The 13,948-nt window shown below is 58.9% G+C and carries 16 protein-coding genes; 3 read left to right on the top strand and 13 right to left on the bottom strand.

Annotated elements, in window-relative coordinates; all coding sequences use genetic code 11:
• Nucleotides 1-19: 19 nt before the first annotated feature.
• From pheT to pyk, 8 genes are all read right to left on the bottom strand, one after another.
• Entirely contained in the window at nucleotides 20-2,416 is a 2,397-nt protein-coding gene (gene pheT, locus AC221Y_RS01960) for a phenylalanine--tRNA ligase subunit beta (protein ID WP_299749885.1), read from the bottom strand.
• On the bottom strand, nucleotides 2,413-2,835 hold the full coding sequence (locus AC221Y_RS01955) for a hypothetical protein (protein WP_299749888.1): 423 nt from the start codon (nucleotides 2,833-2,835) through the stop codon (nucleotides 2,413-2,415). Before AC221Y_RS01955 ends, pheT begins: the two co-directional genes overlap by 4 nt.
• Nucleotides 2,836-2,962: 127 nt before the next feature.
• On the bottom strand, nucleotides 2,963-3,388 hold the full coding sequence (locus tag AC221Y_RS01950; RefSeq protein WP_299749891.1) for an ASCH domain-containing protein: 426 nt from the start codon (nucleotides 3,386-3,388) through the stop codon (nucleotides 2,963-2,965).
• Entirely contained in the window at nucleotides 3,385-4,455 is a 1,071-nt protein-coding gene (gene pheS, locus AC221Y_RS01945) for a phenylalanine--tRNA ligase subunit alpha (protein ID WP_299749894.1), read from the bottom strand. Before pheS ends, AC221Y_RS01950 begins: the two co-directional genes overlap by 4 nt.
• Before the next feature lie 491 nt (nucleotides 4,456-4,946).
• Nucleotides 4,947-5,120, bottom strand: a complete 174-nt coding sequence (locus AC221Y_RS01940) for a hypothetical protein (protein ID WP_299749897.1) — start codon at nucleotides 5,118-5,120, stop codon at nucleotides 4,947-4,949.
• 318 nt (nucleotides 5,121-5,438) lie between these two features.
• Nucleotides 5,439-5,801, bottom strand: coding sequence for a 50S ribosomal protein L20 (rplT, locus tag AC221Y_RS01935; RefSeq protein ID WP_299749900.1), 363 nt, complete (start codon nucleotides 5,799-5,801; stop codon nucleotides 5,439-5,441).
• A gap of 12 nt (nucleotides 5,802-5,813) precedes the next feature.
• Nucleotides 5,814-6,014 (bottom strand): 50S ribosomal protein L35, encoded by a 201-nt coding sequence (rpmI, locus tag AC221Y_RS01930; RefSeq protein ID WP_299749903.1) that lies wholly within the window; start codon nucleotides 6,012-6,014, stop codon nucleotides 5,814-5,816.
• Between the two features lie 139 nt (nucleotides 6,015-6,153).
• Nucleotides 6,154-7,602 (bottom strand): pyruvate kinase, encoded by a 1,449-nt coding sequence (pyk, locus tag AC221Y_RS01925; RefSeq protein WP_299749906.1) that lies wholly within the window; start codon nucleotides 7,600-7,602, stop codon nucleotides 6,154-6,156.
• Between the two features lie 106 nt (nucleotides 7,603-7,708).
• On the opposite strand from pyk, the gene AC221Y_RS01920 reads away from it, so the two are divergent.
• Together AC221Y_RS01920 and AC221Y_RS01915 are read left to right on the top strand one after the other, a co-directional pair.
• A complete protein-coding gene (locus AC221Y_RS01920) occupies nucleotides 7,709-8,470 on the top strand; it encodes an N-formylglutamate amidohydrolase (protein WP_299749909.1) in 762 nt (253 codons plus the stop codon).
• Between the two features lie 12 nt (nucleotides 8,471-8,482).
• On the top strand, nucleotides 8,483-8,803 hold the full coding sequence (locus tag AC221Y_RS01915; RefSeq protein ID WP_299749912.1) for a DUF1244 domain-containing protein: 321 nt from the start codon (nucleotides 8,483-8,485) through the stop codon (nucleotides 8,801-8,803).
• Here AC221Y_RS01915 and AC221Y_RS01910 read toward each other — a convergent pair.
• From AC221Y_RS01910 to AC221Y_RS01890, 5 genes are all read right to left on the bottom strand, one after another.
• A complete protein-coding gene (locus tag AC221Y_RS01910) occupies nucleotides 8,763-9,029 on the bottom strand; it encodes an EAL domain-containing protein (RefSeq protein ID WP_366141659.1) in 267 nt (88 codons plus the stop codon). The genes AC221Y_RS01915 and AC221Y_RS01910 overlap by 41 nt on opposite strands.
• A gap of 88 nt (nucleotides 9,030-9,117) precedes the next feature.
• The gene (locus AC221Y_RS01905) at nucleotides 9,118-9,978 is read right to left on the bottom strand and encodes a D-amino-acid transaminase (RefSeq protein WP_299749915.1); all 861 of its coding nucleotides are present in this window, start codon (nucleotides 9,976-9,978) and stop codon (nucleotides 9,118-9,120) included.
• Between the two features lie 81 nt (nucleotides 9,979-10,059).
• Nucleotides 10,060-11,025: an N-acetyl-D-Glu racemase DgcA gene (gene dgcA / locus AC221Y_RS01900; protein ID WP_299749918.1), complete on the bottom strand. Its 966-nt coding sequence runs from the start codon at nucleotides 11,023-11,025 to the stop codon at nucleotides 10,060-10,062.
• A 51-nt stretch (nucleotides 11,026-11,076) separates the two neighbouring features.
• Nucleotides 11,077-12,078: an N-acetyltransferase DgcN gene (gene dgcN / locus AC221Y_RS01895; protein WP_299749921.1), complete on the bottom strand. Its 1,002-nt coding sequence runs from the start codon at nucleotides 12,076-12,078 to the stop codon at nucleotides 11,077-11,079.
• Nucleotides 12,079-12,208: 130 nt separating this feature from the next.
• Nucleotides 12,209-12,577, bottom strand: a complete 369-nt coding sequence (locus AC221Y_RS01890) for a methyltransferase family protein (protein ID WP_366141660.1) — start codon at nucleotides 12,575-12,577, stop codon at nucleotides 12,209-12,211.
• A gap of 332 nt (nucleotides 12,578-12,909) precedes the next feature.
• On the opposite strand from AC221Y_RS01890, the gene AC221Y_RS01885 reads away from it, so the two are divergent.
• Nucleotides 12,910-13,869 carry an L-malyl-CoA/beta-methylmalyl-CoA lyase gene (locus AC221Y_RS01885; protein WP_299749924.1) on the top strand — a complete coding sequence of 320 codons (960 nt, stop codon included), beginning with the start codon at nucleotides 12,910-12,912 and terminating at the stop codon, nucleotides 13,867-13,869.
• Nucleotides 13,870-13,948 lie beyond the last annotated feature (79 nt).

Below are 13,948 nucleotides of genomic sequence, written 5' to 3'. Positions count from 1 at the left end.
GTGACATGGGCGCGGGGTGTTATCCGCGCAAGGTGCCGCCGGTGACCTTGCCGACTTTCTCGACGATTTTGGCTCCGACGGCGTCGATTTCCTGGTCCGTCAAGGTCTTATCGTTGGGTTGCAGCCGTACGGTGATCGCCAGAGATTTTTTGCCCTCGCCCAGGCTGCCTCCGATGAATTCGTCGAACACGCGGACCTCTTCGATCAGGGCTTTATCGGCCCCGGCAGCGGCGTTCACGAGCGTTATCGCTTCGACTTGTGCGTCGAGGACAAACGCAAAGTCACGCTCGACGGCTTGCAGATCACTCATGCGAAGGGCACCCCGCGAGGCGGTTTTAGCCTTTGATTGCGGTATGGCGGCAAGATGGATCGCGAATCCCACGGCGGGACCTTTGACATCCAGTTCGCGCAGGGTTTTCGGGTGCAGTTCGCCGAACGAGCCAAGGATGATCTTGGGGCCAAGCATGATCCGGGCCGAGCGGCCAGGGTGCCACCAGTCCTTCGCAGATCGCGAGAATTGCGTGCGGGATGGCGCGCCGAGGGCGGACAGGACCGCGTCGGCGTCGGCGCGGGCGTCGAACACGTCGACGCCCCGACGTGCGCCGTGGGGGCCTTTGGGGCCGGTTGCGCCGATGCGGATGCCGGTGACGAGAAGCTCTTGTTCGCCGGGTTCACCGCCCTGGAAAACGGCTCCAACCTCAAACAGAGCAAGGTCCGCAAAGCCGCGTGACTGGTTACGGGCAGCGGCTTGCAAAAGGCCTGCAAGGTGCGTTGGGCGCATGTGGGTCATTTCCGAGCTGATCGGGTTGGCGACACGCGTGGCATCGGTTCCGCCGCCGAACAACTGCGCCGAGGCTTCGTCGATGAAGCTGTAGGTGACGCATTCGTTATAGCCCAAGGCCGCAGTGGTGCGGCGCGCGATTTGCTCGCGTTTTTGCAGGGGCGTCAGGATGGCTTTGGGGACGCCGGCTGACATGCGGGGCATGGGTTTTGGGATCAAGTTGGTGAGCGAGGCGATGCGCGCGATTTCTTCAACAAGGTCAGCTTCGCCCTGCACGTCAACGCGCCAGCTTGGCGGGGTGGCCATGTCACCATCAAGACTGAAGCCCAAGGATTCAAGCGTTGCCCGTTGGGTTTCGGCGGGGATGTCCATGCCGACGAGGGACGAGCAGCGATCCGTGTCGAGTTTGTAGGCGCGTTTTGTGTCGGGGACGGCCCCCGCGCTTAGCACCTCGGAGGCTTCGCCGCCGCAGAGGTCCAGGACCATTTGCGTGGCAAGTTCGAGGCCGGGCAGCGTGAAGGCCGGGTCTACGCCGCGCTCGAACCGGTAGCGGGCGTCGGAGTTGACCTTTAGGTCGCGGCCCGTGTGGGCGATGGTGATCGGGTCCCAGTAGGCACTTTCGAGGAAGACGTTTATGGTGTCTTCGGTGACGCCGCTTTCTTCGCCGCCCATGACGCCTGCGATGCTTTCCGCCGCGCGGTCGTCGGAGATGACGATCATGCCCGGGGCAAAGGTGTAGGTTTTATCGTCAAGCGCGAGCAGGGTTTCGCCGCCTTTTGCGCGGTGGACGCGCAAGTCGCCCTGCACCTTATCAGCGTCAAAGACGTGAAGTGGGCGGTTGCGGTCGTAGGTGAAGAAGTTGGTGATATCCACAAGGGCCGAGATCGGGCGCAGGCCGATGGCTTTGAGGCGGGCCTGAAGCCATGCGGGCGAGGGCCCGTTCTTGACGCCACGGATCATGCGGCCGGTGAAATAGGGTGCGCCGTCGAGGGCGTCGTCATCGATTGTCACACCCATGGGGCTTTTGAAGGTGCCTTTGACGGGAGCGATGGGCCGGTCGATTTTGCTGCCAAGACCGCGCGCGGCGAGGTCGCGTGCGATGCCTTCGACGCCCAACGCGTCCTGGCGGTTGGGAGTGATCGCGATCTCGATCACGGGGTCGACGAATGCCGGGTCATTTTCCGCCAACCAGTCAGCGAAGCTTTGGCCGACTTCGCCCGAGGCAAGTTCGATGATGCCGTCGTGTTCGTCAGACAGTTCCATCTCGCGTTCGGAAGCCATCATGCCGAAGCTTTCGACGCCCCGGATTCTTCCGACCTGAATGGTGGTGTCGATGCCGGGAACGTAGGTGCCGGGCTTGGCGATGACGACTGTGATGCCCGCGCGCGCGTTTGGCGCACCGCAGACGATCTGTTTCAGACCCTCGTCGGTTTCGACCATGCAGACGCGCAAGCGATCAGCATCGGGGTGCTGTTCGGCGGTCTGCACCTTGCCGATGGTGAAATCGCGCAGTTTCTCGGCGGGGTTTTCAATACCTTCAACTTCGAGACCGAGGTCGGTCAGCGTCTCGGCGATTTCAGCGACCGAGGCAGTGGTATCGAGGTGCTCATGGAGCCAGGAGAGGGTGAATTTCATTTTGGGTTCTCTTTCACCAAAGCAAGTGGGCGCTTCAGGTTAAGTTTAATTCCGTAGCTTCCGTCAGAAATGTCATTCTTCCAGCCGCCAACAATCTTTGCCTTCGCGTTGACCGGCGACAATTCCGCAATGAGGCTCACCAGCACTTCTCGAAACAACTTTGTGCCTTCGCGAAAGAGGTGCCCGACTTGTCCCCGGCCAAGGTATACCGCGACCGCATCGGAATCATGTTTGGTGTCGCTTTCGCAGACGGAGGTGGCTTCACATTCATACTTTGCTGACATTTTTTCCTTTGGACCGGCTATTTGTTCAAGGTCGCTCTGAAAATGGCCCTCGCCAACAATATCTTGCGACAATCCGCGGCTGTGAGCCAACATTGGATAGATCACTTTTTTCTTTCCAAATAGCCACTTCAGCATCGATCACTCTCCGCTTCGAGCACCACGCCTGACCCGAGGGTGGGTGTATCAGGCCCGCATGCAGAGGCAGGTCTGACGTGATGCGGGACTAAGTCCCCGCGAGACATATGTTTGGTGCGGCTCAACACTACCCCCGCCCCGCCAAGTCATCGACTACTTCAAAATGCTCAAACACCAGCATCATTTCGGGGTCGAAGCCTCCGTTGCGCTCGAAGTACGCTTTGTGGTCGTCCTGCCAGCCCTCAAGATCAATGTTTTCACCCTCGGCCAGTGCCATCTCTTCGGTAACGTCGCAAAACCGTACCTGTTCGACCTTCACCGTGCGGATGACAATTGCGGGCGTGCCGTCCCAGTTGGTGGCGATGTCGCAGCGGCCCACAACCGGGATGGACTGCGGATCGTCGGCGAAATCGGTCAGCGCGCCGCTTATCGCGCGTTTGTGGCCCGCGCGGACCAATGCGAGCAGCCGCTTGGACAGCTTGGCGGTGTCGCCGAATTTGAATGTGCCGGCACCAGGGTAGGTGTCCTGGAGATCTTCGTATTCGTCGCTCATCGGACTAGACCTCCGTGCAGGGTCGGTTGATCCAGCGAGGCGAAACCGTAGTGTCGGAGCCAGCGCAGGTCGCTGTCGAAGAACGCGCGCAGATCTGGGATGCCGTATTTCAGCATTGCCATTCGGTCGATGCCCATGCCGAAAGCGAAGCCCTGCCATTTGTCAGGGTCAACGCCTGCGGCCGACAGCACTTTGGGGTGGACCATCCCCGAGCCGAGCACTTCGAGCCAGCCGTCGCCCTCGCCCACTTTGACGGTGCCGCCTTCCCATGAGCATTGTATGTCGACTTCTGCCGAGGGTTCCGTGAACGGGAAGTGCGAGGCGCGAAAGCGGGTTTTGACTTTCGTGCCGAAGAAGGCCGAGAAGAATTCCTCAAGCACCCATTTCAGGTTGGCCATAGAGATGTCTTTGTCGATGGCGAGGCCCTCGACTTGGTGAAACATCGGGGTGTGGGTCTGGTCGTAGTCGGCGCGGTAAACGCGGCCCGGGCAGATGATGCGGATCGGCGCTCCGGTGTCTTGCATCGAGCGGATTTGCACTGGGGATGTATGGGTTCGCAGCACATGCGGCGGGCGGTCGTCGCCTTCCGCGCGGTGCATATAGAATGTGTCCATTTCGGTACGGGCCGGGTGGTGTCCGGGGATGTTCAGGGCGTCAAAGTTGTGCCAGTTGGTCTCGATCTGCGGACCCTCGGCGACCGAAAAGCCCATGTCGGCGAGGATGGCGGTGACTTCTTCGGTGACTTGTGAGACCGGGTGGATGGTGCCTTGGGGGCGGTCGCGCGCGGGCAGTGTAACGTCAAGCCATTCATCGCGCAGGCGCGCATCAAGAGCGGCGTCTTCAAGGGCCGATTTTTTACCGGCGAGGGCGGAGTTGATCTCGTCTTTCAGCGCGTTGAGGGCGGGACCAGAGACCTGGCGTTCCTCTGGCGTCATGCGTCCAAGTTCGCGCATTTTTAGGGAGACTTCGCCCTTCTTGCCGACGGCTTGCACCCGCAAGTCTTCAAGCGCGCTTTCGTCAGCGGCGTCTGCGATTGCGGTCAGGTATTTTTGCCGAAGATCGTCCATTCGGACCCCCTTGAGAACATCCCTGCCCTGCTAGCCATCTGGGGGCAAAAAGACAAGAAGCCGCCGTATTCGGTCCTGGCGATTCCGCCCTCATCATGTTGCAGTGTCCGCCCGCCGACCAGTTCTTCGCCGTTAGGCCCAACAAACAAACCCGAGTATTGGCCCGTTGGATGTCGTCGTTACCAGTGCATCATTGCCCTGCTCACCAGCTTCTGTTCCCCAAAAGACGCCGTTTTCGATCGCCGAAGGGCCCAAGATGAAATTAGTGGATGTGATACTGGGAGCACTAAATTCAGGGCGGTCGATGATCGAGCCTGCGTCCGTTCCTGCCTCAAAATCGGCTGTGAGACTTGTAGATCCCATCAAAAGTTGGATGACTACACCGCTGGTGTCATTCAGGTACCAACTCGCATACCCACCTCCAGACGTGGCGGGCCCAGTTGTCGGAAGTGTTGTGTCGCCGATGCGTTCAAGAAACGCTGCGCGTGTCCCTAGATCATCGCCGGAATGGTTGTGATTGTCACTGTACCGGAACCGGATGATGTTTCACGAAAAGATGCATAGCTGGCAGCGGCGACAGTGCTGGTATGCCCATTCAATCCGCCAAGGTGGTAGGTGTTGTTGCGGGTCGCAACGAATGTCGTGACGTCATCTATGATGGTCACAGTATCAGTCGCCGAGTCGTGGGCACAGTGACGCCAGCGGGCAGTGTGCCGATAGATTGGGTCGCAGCGCCGACTGTGAGGGGCGCCAAGACAGTCGGGGCCGTGCCACATGCCACCAATAAGGTGGCAGACGAAACAAAAGCAACGGTCGTCAAAGTATGCAACGGTCGGCTCCCAAAAAATTGGTTACTTTCTTGAGATCCGGAAACCAATGTTGAAAAGCCGAAATAGGTCCAACCCGCCATATTACTGACACCAAACAAAAAACCCGGCCGCGTTGGCGACCGGGCTCCAAAATCTAAGCTTTTGCCTGCCTTTTTAAACGAGCGCGGCTTTCACCTTTTCAACGATCGCACCGAACGCTTCTGGCTCGTGCACCGCGAGGTCCGCGAGAACCTTGCGGTCCACTTCGACACCGGCAAGCGACAGGCCATTGATGAAGCGCGAGTATGTCAGTGCTTCGTCATGGCTGCGCACAGCTGCGTTGATACGCTGAATCCACAAAGCGCGGAAATTGCGCTTGCGATTCTTACGGTCGCGCGTTGCGTATTGGTTCGCCTTGTCGACGGCCTGACGGGCCGCTTTGAAGGTATTTTTGCGACGGCCGTAAAAGCCTTTTGCGGCGTCGGTAACTTTTTTATGGCGGGCGTGGGTGACTGTGCCACCTTTGGTTCTAGGCATTTCTCAAGCTCCTCAGCGTGCGTATGGCATATAGGATTTGACCAACTTCTGATCGGGTTCGCTCAGCACGCGTGTGCCGCGGGCATTCCGCAAAAATTTGTTGGACCGCTTGATCATGCCGTGCCGTTTACCGGCAGAGCCGCCGACGACTTTACCCGTCGCCGTCACTTTGAAGCGCTTTTTGGCACTCGACTTCGTCTTCATCTTAGGCATTTCCATCTCCTTCATTAGGACGGTTCATAAACACCCTCGGCATGCCACTTTGGCCGGGGTGCTTGTCGAAGTGCGCCGGATAGCCGGGAAAGGGCTGTCTGGCAAGGGAAAATCGTCCCTGGCGCGGGGCAGTTTTGGGTTATTCAGGATCAGACGGCAGGATCAGCCGTTCATCGCAGGGCGCAACCCGCAGGATGTTCGTGGTGCCAGACTGTCCAAAAGGCACACCGGCAGTGACAACCAGTTGATCCGTGGGCTGCGCGAAGCCTTCGGTGCGTGCGGCGCGCGCAGCATTGACGACGGCTTCTTTGAAGCGAGAGACTTCCTCGGTCTTTACGCAATGCAGACCCCAGGTCAGCGCCATCCGACGCGCAGTGCCAATCCGCGAGGTCATTGCGATGATTGGAACGCCGGGCCGTTCGCGGGCCACAAGCGACGCGGTTTGACCCGACTGCGAGAAACAGCAAATGACTTTGATGTCAGCCGTTTCGGCGATCTCGCGGGCGGCGGAAACGATGCCATCAGCGACGGATTGCTTCGGACCACCCCGGCTTGCCTCGATAACTTCCCGGTAGGTCGGGTCACTTTCGACCTCAAGCGCTACGGCGTTCATCGTCCGCACCGCTTCGATCGGGAAGCTGCCGGCGGCGCTTTCAGCGGAAAGCATGACCGCATCGGTGCCTTCGTAGATGGCTGCGGCAACGTCCGAGACTTCTGCGCGGGTTGGCATCGGGCTGTCGATCATCGATTCGAGCATCTGCGTGGCGACGATAACCGGCTTAGCGGCCATGCGGCATTTGCGGATGAGGCGTTTCTGGATCGGTGGCACGCACTGCACGGGCAGTTCAACACCAAGGTCACCGCGCGCAACCATGATGCCGTCAGACACGGCGAGGATATCGTCAAACGCGGCTACGGCAGCGGGCTTTTCGATCTTCGACAGGATCGCGGCGCGCCCTTGCGCCAATTCACGCGCTTCGGCGACATCGGCAGTGCGTTGCACGAAGCTAAGGGCCAGCCAGTCGACGCCAAGACGGCAGACAAATTCGAGGTCTTTGCGGTCTTTATCGGACAAAGCGGCCAGCGGCAGCACAACGTCGGGGACGTTCACGCCTTTACGATTCGAGATCGTACCGCCGACTTTAACGGTGCAATCGGCGAAATCAGCGCCGCATTTTTCAACCTTGAGGCGGATTTTACCATCGTTCACAAGAAGGCTGGAGCCGGGTTCGAGTGCCTCGAAAATCTCTCTGTGAGGAAGCTGTACACGAGTCAAGTCGCCGGGTGCTTCGTCCAGATCAAGACGGAACGCCTGACCCACTTGAAGTTCCTCGCCATCATCGCTGGCAAACACGCCAACGCGCAGCTTCGGGCCCTGAAGGTCGGCCAAAATGGCAATTGGGCGGCCCGTTTCGACCTCGATCTCGCGGATAATCCGGTGGCGCTCTCCAATCTCGGCGTGTTCGCCGTGGCTCATGTTCAGGCGGAACACATCTGCACCGGCATCAAAAAGCGCCCGAATCATTTCCTTATCGCTGGAAGCCGGGCCCAGGGTAGCAACAATCTTTACGTTGCGCTGACGTCTCATGCACGGAACTCCTCGTTCGGTCTTTTCATTGGCTTGGAGGCTTATTGCCGGAAATGTTAGCGCGTGACAACTGGCGCTTTCCAATAGGCGTCGATAGAGACAGCCTATGCAGAGCGATGGTCACAGCCTAAGTTGGGAACCTTACCATATTTTGGGAGGCGAACGCGCTTCGCGATGGCTGGTGGTGTGCGATCATGCCACAAACCGAGTGCCGGACTGGGTGAACGGTGGCGATCTTGGTATCGCAGCCACAGATATGGCGCGCCACATCGCGTTTGACGTCGGTGCCGCTGGCGTTGCGGTGCGATTGGCCGAGAGGCTGGGAGCCCCTGCGGCGCTTTCCAATTTCTCGCGTTTGGTGATCGACCCGAATCGGGGCGAAGATGACCCAACTCTGGTCATGCAGCTTTATGACGGGACGCTGATCGGCGCCAATCGCGGGATTTCGCTCGAGGGAGTGAGCGAGCGTTTGGAGAAGTGTTATCGCCCCTACCACGCGGCCGTGGCAGACCTTGCCGCGCGGAGCGACGATACGGTGATTGTATCGGTGCATTCCTTTACGCCACAGTTTCGCGGTCGCCCGATGCGGCCCTGGCATTGCGGACTGCTTTACGGCGATGACACGCGCCTTTCGCTGCCTTTGGTGCAGCTTCTGGAACAGGTTCCGGGACTGATTGTGGGGGCGAACAAGCCCTATTCCGGCTATCTGACAGGCGACACAATTGATCGCCATGCTATTGCATTGGGGCGGCAGAATACTTTGATCGAGATCAGGAACGATTTGATCGAAACCGACGCGGGTCAGGCCGAGTGGGCTGACCGATTTGCCAGCCTTCTTCCGCAGGCGCTGGCTATAGCTGAAAGCTGAGGAGACACTTGCATGGATATTGACGACCAGACCCGGATCGAGCTGGAGGCGGCGGCCTTTCGGCGATTGCAGAAGCATTTGATGGACGACCGCGCCGATGTGCAGAACATCGATATGATGAACCTTACCGGGTTCTGTCGGAACTGTTTGTCGCGTTGGTATCAGGAAGCGGCCAGCGTGCGCGGCATTGAAATGTCAAAGGACGAGGGGCGCGAGATGTTTTACGGCATGCCCTATGCGGACTGGCGCGCGCAACATCAGACCGAGGCGACCGACGATCAGAAAAGTGCGTTTAAGAGGGCGTTCGAGGAGAATGTCGGGACCGGGGAATAACGCTACCGACTGCCCGTGGTCCGATCGGGCTGACTTGGCCACCACGCAGCCAAAACATCGGGAGATGGCGCGGGCGGCCAAAGCAATAGCCCTGAAACCGGTCACATCCCAAATCAGCCAAAAGTGGTGTATGCGCTTTCGGCTCGACGCTTTCGGCTGTGATTTTGATCTCCAGCGCCCGCCAGAGATCCATAATTGAGCGCACCATGCCGGCAGAGCGGGGGATGACGTGATTGGCCTGAACAGTCTCGGAGCTTTAAGGGTTCCCTGAGCCTGAGTGCAAAAAATGCATTGAAATCTAACGCGTTTCCGCCTCAGATCGCAGTTTTACGGCTTTCGTCGAGGTAAATCTCGCGCAGACGCATCGCGACCGCCCCCGGTGTGCCGTCCCCAATCGACGCGCCGTCGATCTCGACTATGGGCATCACGAAAGTCGAGGCCGAGGTGATGAACGCTTCGTCGGCATCTTTTGCCTCGTCGATGGTGAACGCGCGTTCTTCGACAACCATCTGCGCTTCTTTGGCAAACCGCAAAACGGCGGCACGGGTGATGCCGTGCAGGATGTCGTTGGATAGATGCCGGGTGATAATCTTGCCGTCTTTGACGATATAGGCGTTGTTCGAGGTGCCTTCGGTGACGTGACCGTCCTCAACCATCCACGCATCATCGCACCCGGCTGCCTTGGCCATCATCTTGCCCATCGACGGGTACAAAAGCTGCACGGTTTTGATGTCACGCCGCGCCCAGCGCTGGTCTTCGATCGAGATGACCTTAAGGCCCTTTTTCGCAGCAGGGCTTTCGGCAATGGATTTGGCTTGGGTGAACAAAACAAGCGTTGACGGGACTTTTACCGGGTCAGGAAACGCAAAATCGCGGTCAGCATCAGCGCCGCGCGTGACTTGCAGATAGATCATGCCCTCTTGCAAATCGTTGCGCGCCATCAATTCTCGGTGGATGTCCAGAAGTTCGTCCATCGTGACGGGGGCCGCCATATCAAGCTCGTTCAGGGACCGGGTCAGCCGTCGCGCGTGTCCGTCAAAATCCAGAATTTTGCCTTCAAGAACACTGGTGACCTCGTAGACCCCATCAGCAAAGAGGAACCCGCGGTCGAATACCGACACTTTGGCCTGATCTTCAGGGACGTAGTCGCCGTTTACATAAACGATACGGGTCATGGGCGGTTTCCTTTGCAGGTAGCAGGGCCATAGCAGGCATTGGGATCCGGAATATTTTTGAACGGCTGCGGGTGCAAGCCCCTAGCCCCAAAGTGCGGCGACAGGCGCGTGCAACCCGGCCTTGTCATAGGCCAGCGGCGGGTTGCGGTCTTCGGCCAAAAGGAGCGGGCCATCAAGATCGACGAAAGCGGCGCCCTGCGCCAGAAGTGTGGCGGGCGCCATGGCAAGCGACGTGCCGACCATGCAGCCGATCATCAGCCCGTATCCCTCGGCAAGAGCGGCGTCTTTCAGGGCAAGCGCTTCTGTCAGACCGCCGGTCTTGTCGAGTTTGATATTTGCGATGTCATATTTGCCGGCAAGACCGGGCAGCGACGCGCGATCATGGCAGCTTTCGTCGGCGCAGACCGGTAGGGGGCGCTCGATCTCGGCGAGCATGTCGTCGGCACCCGCGGGCAGAGGTTGCTCAACCAGCAGCACGCCAAGGCGGATAAGATGCGGCGCAAGGTCGGCGTAGATGTCGGCCGTCCAGCCCTCGTTGGCATCAACGATGATGTCAGTTTCGGGAGCGCCGCGACGGACTGCTTCGAGTCGGGCCATATCGTCGGGCGTGCCGAGTTTGATTTTCAAAAGCGGACGGGACGAGTGGCGCGCCGCCGACTTTTCCATGTTCTCAGGCGTATCAAGCGATAGGGTGAAGGCGGTGGTTAACGCCGCCGGAGCGGGCACGCCCACAATGTCCCAGACGCGCTTTCCCGCCTGTTTTGCTTCCAGATCCCACATCGCGCAATCGACGGCGTTGCGCGCGGCGCCCGCTGGAAGCGTCTCTTGCAGCGCGGGCCGCGTGATGGTTTCGGGAAGCGCGCGGATTTCGTCCATCACCGAGGCGAGCGTTTCGCCATAACGCGCATAAGGCACGCATTCGCCACGGCCAGTGACGACGCCATCGCTGACAGTGACAGTCAAAACCTCGGCGGCATCCCGCGAGCCGCGCGAGATGGTAAACGTCTCGGCCAGCCGGAAGGTTTCGGCCTTAACCTTGATTAACATGCGCTGCGCCTTCTTTCTGTCAGGTCGTGTGTATCCGGGGAAACCGCGTTCTTAAAGCGCGCTTAGGGCGTCGACCAGACGACCGGCTCCGTGCCGATAGGGATCCACGGTGGGCAAACCCATGCGATCTTCGATTTCGGCGCAAACTGCGAAGGCTTCGGCGTCGGAAAGTGCTTTGGTGTTGACCGAAATGCCGGCGACCACACAGGCAGGGTTGGCGATCCGCGCAAGGGGCAAAGCCATATCGCGCAGCTCTTCGAGCTTTGGCAATGCAAAGTCCGGCAGACCGCGCATGTGGGTGCGGGTCGGCTCGTGGGCAAGGATCAGCGCGTCGGGCTGTCCGCCGTGGATCAGCGCCATGGTCACACCAGAATAGGACACGTGCCAAAGACTACCCTGCCCTTCGATGTGGTCCCAGTGATCGGCGTCAGCGTCCGGGGTAAGCCATTCGACAGCTCCCGCCATAAAGTCGGCGACGACGGCATCAAGAGGAATGCCTTTTCCAGTGATCAGGATGCCAGTCTGGCCGGTAGGGCGAAACGTGGATTTCATCCCGCGCTTCTGCATTTCTGTGTCCATCGCAAGGCCCGTGTACATCTTGCCGACCGAACAGTCAGTACCAACGGCCAGACAGCGCTTGCCGGTGCGATTTGTTCCGTTAGCGATGGGGTAGGCGACCGACGGGATGCGCACGTCGTGAAGCGTGGCACCTGTGCGGGCCGAGGTGGCCTTCAGCAGGTTCTCATCGCGCAAGAGATTGTGCAGGCCGCTGGCGATATCAAAGCCGATCTCCATTGCTTCGGCCAGCACGTTCAACCACGCCTGCGAAATCATGCCGCCGCGGTTGGCAACGCCAACAACAAGCGTGCGTGCGCCTTTGTCGAATGCCTCTTGCAATGACATATCAGCAGAGCCAACATCGGCGTTGCAGCCTTCCATGCGGAACTGCCCGACAACGTTATCGGGATTCCAGTCCTTAATGCCTTGCGCAACTTTGGCGGCAAGATTGTCGTGGGCGTCGCCCAAGAAGAGAAGATATGGTGTGCGAATCATGACGTGTCCCCGTGTAAGCGTTCACGCCACTTTCACCGGATATAGCGGAAAGTCTTTGCGATATCCGCGCTAGAAACGCCAATGCACCAATATTCTTCGAATAATTTACCGATTGTTCGAAGAATGTTCACTACACCATCGGGGTCGATGGAAAAAGTGTCTCTTCGTGCAGGTGGTCGCGCAGTTCCGCCAAAGGCAGAAGTCCCAGGAAGGCCAGTGCGGCGCGCAGGCTTGTTCGCAAATGCCCGACGTCGCATGTCACGTGCTGCGGAGCTGAAAAGAGACGCGGATCGGGGATGATCGCAGCAACTCGCGCGGCAAAGGCCAAATTGCGTTCGCCGAACCGGTCCCGAAGAAAATTCTCTTCGTCGCGTGCCGTCAAGCAGAGCACTGCAAACGTCGCCCCGCCAAAAGCGAGGGTCAAGACCGCGCAGCCGACAAGAATGCCGAACCCCACGATGGACATCGTTAAGAACAAATAGAGAGGATGGCGGCAGATCGAATAAGGGCCATCCTATGTGAGTTCGGCAACTTCATGGACGGCCTGGTAGTGTTCTCATGCAGTTCGTGTGAACAACAAAAGCGGCTTAGATGACACACAAAAACCACCCTTAAGATCATGATGCGGTGGCGTTGCCGGGCTGTGAAGGATGTCGTTTGCCCGGAGAACGCTCCTAAAGCGGGACATGATTGAGGTACGCCCGTGACCGAACACATGCAATCTTCGGTATATTGTGGTGGCGGTAAAATGCTGCATGCGCGAAATGACTTGCATGCCGCAACGCAACATAATACCAAATGCTAAATCCAAAACGAAAGAAAGTTACGCATATGTCGTTCCGTCTTCAGCCTGCCGCCCCTGCCCGTCCGAACCGTTGCCAGCTGTTTGGCCCCGGATCGCGACCTGCGATTTTTGAGAAGATGTCGGCGTCCGATGCGGATGTGATTAACCTTGATCTGGAAGATTCAGTTGCTCCTTCGGACAAGGACGAGGCGCGCCGCAACATCATCCAAGCGACGCATGATGTGGATTGGGGCACCAAGTATCTGACCGTGCGGATCAATGGGCTGGATACGCCTTATTGGTATCGTGATGTGGTTGATTTGCTGGAGAACGCCTCGGATCGGCTCGACCAGATCATGATCCCGAAGGTCGGATGCGCGGCGGATGTTTATGCGGTGGACGCTTTGGTGACGGCCATTGAGAGCGCCAAAGCACGCCGCAAGCCGATTAGCCTTGAGGTCATTATTGAGACCGCTGCAGGCATTGCTCATGTGGAAGAGATTGCCGCAAGTTCCCCGCGTTTACAGGCGATGAGCCTTGGGGCAGCGGATTTTGCGGCCTCGATGGGGATGCAGACAACGGGCATCGGTGGCACGCAGGAAAACTACTATATGCACCGCGAGGGCGAGAAATTCTGGTCCGATCCGTGGCACTGGGCGCAAGCCGCAATTGTGGCTGCGTGCCGCACGCACGGCGTTTTGCCGGTGGATGGTCCGTTCGGAGATCTCAGGGACGACGAGGGCTATCGCGCACAGGCGCGGAGGTCGGCGACGTTGGGAATGGTCGGTAAATGGGCGATCCACCCCAAGCAGGTCGCGATTGCCAACGAGGTGTTTACGCCATCGCACGAGGCCGTGACCGAAGCCCGCGAAATCCTTGCGGCGATGGCACAAGCCCAAGCCATAGGCGCAGGCGCTGCGGTTTATAAAGGGCGGCTCGTAGACCTCGCAAGCGTGCGACAGGCCGAGGTGATCGTGCGGCAATCCGAGATGATTGTCGCAGGTTAGGCCTTGCCCGACATTGCGATCGCTTTGGGCGCTTTACAGCTGCGGGATTCCGAAAGCCGAAACGCTTGCCAGTTTTGGA

This window comes from Boseongicola sp. (assembly GCF_057460485.1).
The sequence above is the reverse complement of the archived record's forward strand: the minus strand, read 5'-3'. Positions and strand labels throughout refer to the sequence as shown.

Coding starts and splice junctions, on each gene's coding strand:
- pheT (WP_299749885.1), bottom strand. CDS start 2,416: ATGAAATTCACCCTCTCCTGGCTCCATGAGCACCTCGATACCACTGCC.
- AC221Y_RS01955 (WP_299749888.1), bottom strand. CDS start 2,835: ATGCTGAAGTGGCTATTTGGAAAGAAAAAAGTGATCTATCCAATGTTG.
- AC221Y_RS01950 (WP_299749891.1), bottom strand. CDS start 3,388: ATGAGCGACGAATACGAAGATCTCCAGGACACCTACCCTGGTGCCGGC.
- pheS (WP_299749894.1), bottom strand. CDS start 4,455: ATGGACGATCTTCGGCAAAAATACCTGACCGCAATCGCAGACGCCGCT.
- rplT (WP_299749900.1), bottom strand. CDS start 5,801: ATGCCTAGAACCAAAGGTGGCACAGTCACCCACGCCCGCCATAAAAAA.
- rpmI (WP_299749903.1), bottom strand. CDS start 6,014: ATGCCTAAGATGAAGACGAAGTCGAGTGCCAAAAAGCGCTTCAAAGTG.
- pyk (WP_299749906.1), bottom strand. CDS start 7,602: ATGAGACGTCAGCGCAACGTAAAGATTGTTGCTACCCTGGGCCCGGCT.
- AC221Y_RS01920 (WP_299749909.1), top strand. CDS start 7,709: ATGCAGAGCGATGGTCACAGCCTAAGTTGGGAACCTTACCATATTTTG.
- AC221Y_RS01915 (WP_299749912.1), top strand. CDS start 8,483: ATGGATATTGACGACCAGACCCGGATCGAGCTGGAGGCGGCGGCCTTT.
- AC221Y_RS01905 (WP_299749915.1), bottom strand. CDS start 9,978: ATGACCCGTATCGTTTATGTAAACGGCGACTACGTCCCTGAAGATCAG.
- dgcA (WP_299749918.1), bottom strand. CDS start 11,025: ATGTTAATCAAGGTTAAGGCCGAAACCTTCCGGCTGGCCGAGACGTTT.
- dgcN (WP_299749921.1), bottom strand. CDS start 12,078: ATGATTCGCACACCATATCTTCTCTTCTTGGGCGACGCCCACGACAAT.
- AC221Y_RS01885 (WP_299749924.1), top strand. CDS start 12,910: ATGTCGTTCCGTCTTCAGCCTGCCGCCCCTGCCCGTCCGAACCGTTGC.